The organism is Syntrophomonas sp. UBA1041, from assembly GCF_002316705.1.
In the GTDB taxonomy this organism is placed as follows: Bacteria; Bacillota; Syntrophomonadia; order Syntrophomonadales; family Syntrophomonadaceae; genus DTU019.
In genome coordinates this window covers 1-4,034 of the sequence record NZ_DCEA01000096.1, presented here as the reverse complement: position 1 = coordinate 4,034, position 4,034 = coordinate 1, and the positions used below count along the sequence as shown (strand labels likewise).

At 49.6% G+C, this 4,034-nt stretch carries 5 protein-coding genes and 1 pseudogene; 2 read left to right on the top strand and 4 right to left on the bottom strand.

The features are described 5' to 3' along the window. On the bottom strand, positions 1–1,408 hold a 1,408-nt coding region (locus B2633_RS14085), incomplete at its 3' end, for an adenine deaminase (RefSeq protein ID WP_483171371.1). Between the two features lie 360 nt (positions 1,409–1,768). Here B2633_RS14085 and B2633_RS14080 point away from each other — a divergent pair. Both B2633_RS14080 and B2633_RS14075 read left to right on the top strand, forming a co-directional pair. Then, positions 1,769–2,041 carry a type II toxin-antitoxin system Phd/YefM family antitoxin gene (locus tag B2633_RS14080; RefSeq protein WP_483171370.1) on the top strand — a complete coding sequence of 91 codons (273 nt, stop codon included), beginning with the start codon at positions 1,769–1,771 and terminating at the stop codon, positions 2,039–2,041. Next, the gene (locus B2633_RS14075) at positions 2,028–2,330 is read left to right on the top strand and encodes a type II toxin-antitoxin system RelE/ParE family toxin (protein WP_483171369.1); all 303 of its coding nucleotides are present in this window, start codon (positions 2,028–2,030) and stop codon (positions 2,328–2,330) included. Before B2633_RS14080 ends, B2633_RS14075 begins: the two co-directional genes overlap by 14 nt. Positions 2,331–2,572: 242 nt before the next feature. Here the strand turns inward: B2633_RS14075 and B2633_RS14070 are convergent, their stop codons facing one another. From B2633_RS14070 to B2633_RS14060, 3 genes and pseudogenes are all read right to left on the bottom strand, one after another. Next, positions 2,573–2,839, bottom strand: a complete 267-nt coding sequence (locus tag B2633_RS14070) for a helicase-related protein (protein WP_483171368.1) — start codon at positions 2,837–2,839, stop codon at positions 2,573–2,575. A gap of 53 nt (positions 2,840–2,892) precedes the next feature. Continuing rightward, positions 2,893–3,666, bottom strand: a complete 774-nt coding sequence (locus B2633_RS14065; protein ID WP_483171367.1) for a tyrosine-type recombinase/integrase — start codon at positions 3,664–3,666, stop codon at positions 2,893–2,895. A gap of 146 nt (positions 3,667–3,812) precedes the next feature. After that, positions 3,813–3,911 (bottom strand): annotated as a pseudogene (locus B2633_RS14060) (SEC-C metal-binding domain-containing protein); the annotation flags it as partial. Between the last annotated feature and the right edge of the window lie 123 nt (positions 3,912–4,034).

Below are 4,034 nucleotides of genomic sequence, written 5' to 3'. Positions count from 1 at the left end.
AGCCCAAACCGTAAGTCCCCGGCCCGCCATGCCTTTCCATCACCATCACTTTGGCGATATCCCCTGCTTCCCGGTGCAGGGGCTGTCCGTTTTCCACCTTCATTTCGATCAAACGGTGATATGTCCCCACGTGGGCTTCGCGTATTTCCATGACATGGGCCTTGACCGTTGCAAGACCCGCAGGCGCCTTGATAACAAAATGCTGCGGTGACAGCTTTTCCTTCAGATGTACAGAATGACGGGCTTCCTCGGGATAAGTATAGTAGGGCAGTTCCATGATCATCTGCCCGCTTTCAGCCACGATTTTCCCGTCCACCATCACCCTGTCAACCGCAACCTCGGCCAGATCACTGATAAAGTTGATATCAGCACAGCGCCCCGGCGAAATACTTCCCAGATGCCGGTCTACCCGAAAGCACTGGGCGGTGTTTATGGTTACCATCTGGATTGCCGTGATGGGATCGACACCTTGTCTGACGGCCTGGCGCACGACATGATCGAGATGTCCCAGTTCCCGCAAGGTATGGGGGTGAACATCGTCTGTCACCAGAACCGCATAGCGGCTGTCGATATGATTTTCAGTGATGGCACGGACGGTTTCTTTTACATCGTGCCAGGCTGAACCTTCACGCATTTTGGCATACATCCCCAGCCTCATCCGGGCCAGCGCATCTTCTTTGGTGGTGCTTTCGTGGCAGGAAGCGATTCCGGCAGCAGCATAAGCCGGCAGTCCGATTTCCAGGTCGGGAATCGAATAATGCCCGGTAATCGGTTTCCCTGCATCCAGCGTAGCTTTCAACTCCCCGTGGGCATTTTTATCGCCGTAAATGATCCCGGGAAAATTCATCATCTCTCCCAAGCCGATTATACGGTCATCACTCATGGCCTCTTTGACATCATCCGGGCCGAAAACCGCCCCGGCATCTTCAAAACCAGGCGCAGCAGGGACACAGGAAGGCATGGTGGCATAAATTTTCATGGGCATGCTCCTGCCCTCTTCCACCATCATCTGAACCCCCTTCATGCCTAAAACATTGGCAATCTCATGAGGATCCATGAATATGGTCGTGGTTCCTCTGGGTAATGCAGCCCGGGTAAATTCTCTGACCGACATCATACTGCTTTCAACATGCATATGCCCGTCCAGAAACCCCGGCACCAGGGTATATCCTGCCGCATCGATTATCTGCGTGTCTTCCCCGATGGTATGATCCGCTTTCCCTACGGCAACGATCCGTCCAAATTTAATGGCAACATCTTTGTGCTCTTCAATTTCCCGGGTATTGACATTCAAAATACGTGCGCCGCGTATGACGGTATCTGCTTTTAGAATGCCCATCGCAGTCTGGGAAAGCTCCGCCGTGATTTCGTTAAAATTCTTCTCTGTAAGACTGTAAGATACTTTCATTCTTATCGCCTTTCTAGCGCCATGCTGGTTACGCCGGAACCTTCAACGAGAGGCCGAATGTATTGGCGACCCTTAAGGCAGTCGGCGCATCTTCTCAGAGACAGGGATCCGTGGCTGAGCGGGGGGTATATTGTCTGTTTATTAAGGTTTTTATTAGGATTTTATTATAAATTATATTGTACCATGCTGCACGGGTTTCAGAATTGGCAACTATGTCAGGCGGTGACAGATGGGAGTGACAAAAAAGGAACGTCCAACGTCCCCATCTGTCACCGCAGGAAGCAATGCTTCGGCATTGTTGATCGACTATCAATATTATGATATATTTTAGGTGTAAATATTGAGTATGGGGGTTTTGAAATGCCAAATATAAGGCCCATTTCGGATTTAAGGAACAATGCCAATGATATTTCGGAAATTTGCCATCAGACCCGCGAGCCTGTTTTCATCACTAAAAACGGTGTAGGAGACATGGTTGTAATGAGCTTGGAGACTTATGAGCGCCAGCAGGCGCTGATCAACCTATACGCAAAACTAGCCGAGGCTGAGGAGGAAATCATCAGCGGAGCTCAAGGTGAGGATTTCCTGGAAGTATCAAAGCAGTTGAGGGGTACGGTTCATGGACGTCTATAAGGTAAAGATATATCCCGCTGCTAAGCGGGATTTGAAGGACCTCGTCAACTATCTAAACACCCTTTCTGCTGATGCCGCACTACGGTACTATGATCTGATTGTAGAGAAAATCATCAGTCTTTCGCAGATGCCGGACCGGTGCCCTTATGTACGCAACAATTCCCTGAAAGTGAAGGGTTACCGTTGTCTGGTTGTGGAAAACTACCTGGTGTTTTACGTTGTGAAGGGCGACACCGTGCAGATTCGCCGTATTCTCTATGGCAAACGCAATTATGAATGGCTCCTGTAATTACGCCACTTCCTCAAACCGATTAACGATTAACTTAGTCTTTTGCATTCAGCCAGGGGTTCCTAGCGGGGAAAATTTCCAAGCCATGGCCTGAGCTTGGAACGACTCGATTAGTATAATGTTCCAGAGCCTGACAGGCCCTAGCCTGCAGGTTAATGATATAGTAGGCGGCCTCTGTAAGACTCTATTTTATGTGTCGATCAGTAGCGCAATCTGGGCAACTCCGTAAAGCGCTGGCACTGCTACCCACCACTATACCTATAATTCGGACGATATTCGGACATCATGCTTATGTGGTGCAATCGATGCAAGCGCCCAGCATATTGATGCAAAGTGCCTTTCCAAGCAATTGGCATCACCAGGAAAAGGGTATCTAGCCTCGAATCGTCAAATCCCTCCCCTATGTACCGGCCGGTAGCAATTACAATGCGCTCCTCGGTATCAGTAATCCTCGCTATGCTGTCCATTTGTGCTTGCCGCTGCTTCTTACTCATTCCACCATGCAGCATAAAATTGTATCCAAGTGAGAACCACACAAGTTAAATGGCATAATAATGATGCTTTATGCGGCAACGGCAGCGGGGATTGCGGCTGGTTCAAATCCATAAACCTCACCGACATAGCGAGCCAGGCGCAGATCCTTCACCCCGATACTCACTCCCGCCATTCGGGCCAGTTTACGAACCGTGGCATATATCTGGCCCGGCTTCATTGACCAGCCCGGCCCTGATCCTACCAACAAGTAATCGCCCTTTAAAATCGGCCTGAGGATACCGTAGTGTTCCAAGGCCAGACAGGCCCGGGCATGCAAGGTTACCTTACGGTCACCGATCTGGATAATCTCATTGTCCGAGCTCCAGCCTTCCTCATATCTGAGACTGCACAGTTCCCGCACCGATAGGTCAGCGTAAAGCAGCTCAACCAGGGCGCGATCGCGCACATTGATAACATCCTTGTGAACTTCGGCGCGCAGGCGTTGGACGCTATCCCAGGAATTGTGTAGTTCCTCCGAACTTAGCGGTTTGCGGCCAACCCGGGCGACCAGGTCGAAGGGGTTATGATTCAATATACTCTTGGCGACCAGGAATCTGCCGAAGGCGGACAAGGCCGACAAGCGCTGATTCACCGTGGAAGGCCGCAAACCCTTGTTACCCAGAAGATGGCGCTTATATGACTCCATCCAGGCGGGAGTCATTTGCCTGACTATTCCGTTTCTTTTGCCCTGGCTGCCACAGTATTTACAAAACTCAACCAGGGCATGGCTATAGCTTTTTATTGTAGACTCGCGGCGGTCCTGCCGCCGTAGATAGGCGGCAAAACAAACCTTGTAATTCAACACAATCCCCCCTTCGGCAGATGATATTACATCATATGCGTCTGGAAAGGATTGGGTATTTTCATTCTACAATATTTTAATCTATGAGTGCGGATGTGCTGCTTAACCATTGATATTATCTTTTGCTACTTGCGGTTTTATCCTGATCATCCGGCATCTTTACCGCAGCACTCTTTGTATTTCTTCCCGCTCCCACAGGGACAGGGCTGATTGCGTCCCACCTTTTCCACCCGAATAAGTTCAGAATAGCCTTGGGCATCGAATTTACCAGCTTGGCCCGGCCAAACGAGCTTCTGGAGTTATAAAATAACGTAAAGGAATATACTGTAAATAACCGTTAATATTATCTCATTTGGTGTAAAATAATG

Bases quoted from the DNA above. Each gene is read 5' to 3' on its own strand.
- B2633_RS14080 (WP_483171370.1), top strand. From the start codon at position 1,769: ATGCCAAATATAAGGCCCATTTCGGATTTAAGGAACAATGCCAATGAT.
- B2633_RS14070 (WP_483171368.1), bottom strand. From the start codon at position 2,839: ATGCTGCATGGTGGAATGAGTAAGAAGCAGCGGCAAGCACAAATGGAC.
- B2633_RS14075 (WP_483171369.1), top strand. From the start codon at position 2,028: ATGGACGTCTATAAGGTAAAGATATATCCCGCTGCTAAGCGGGATTTG.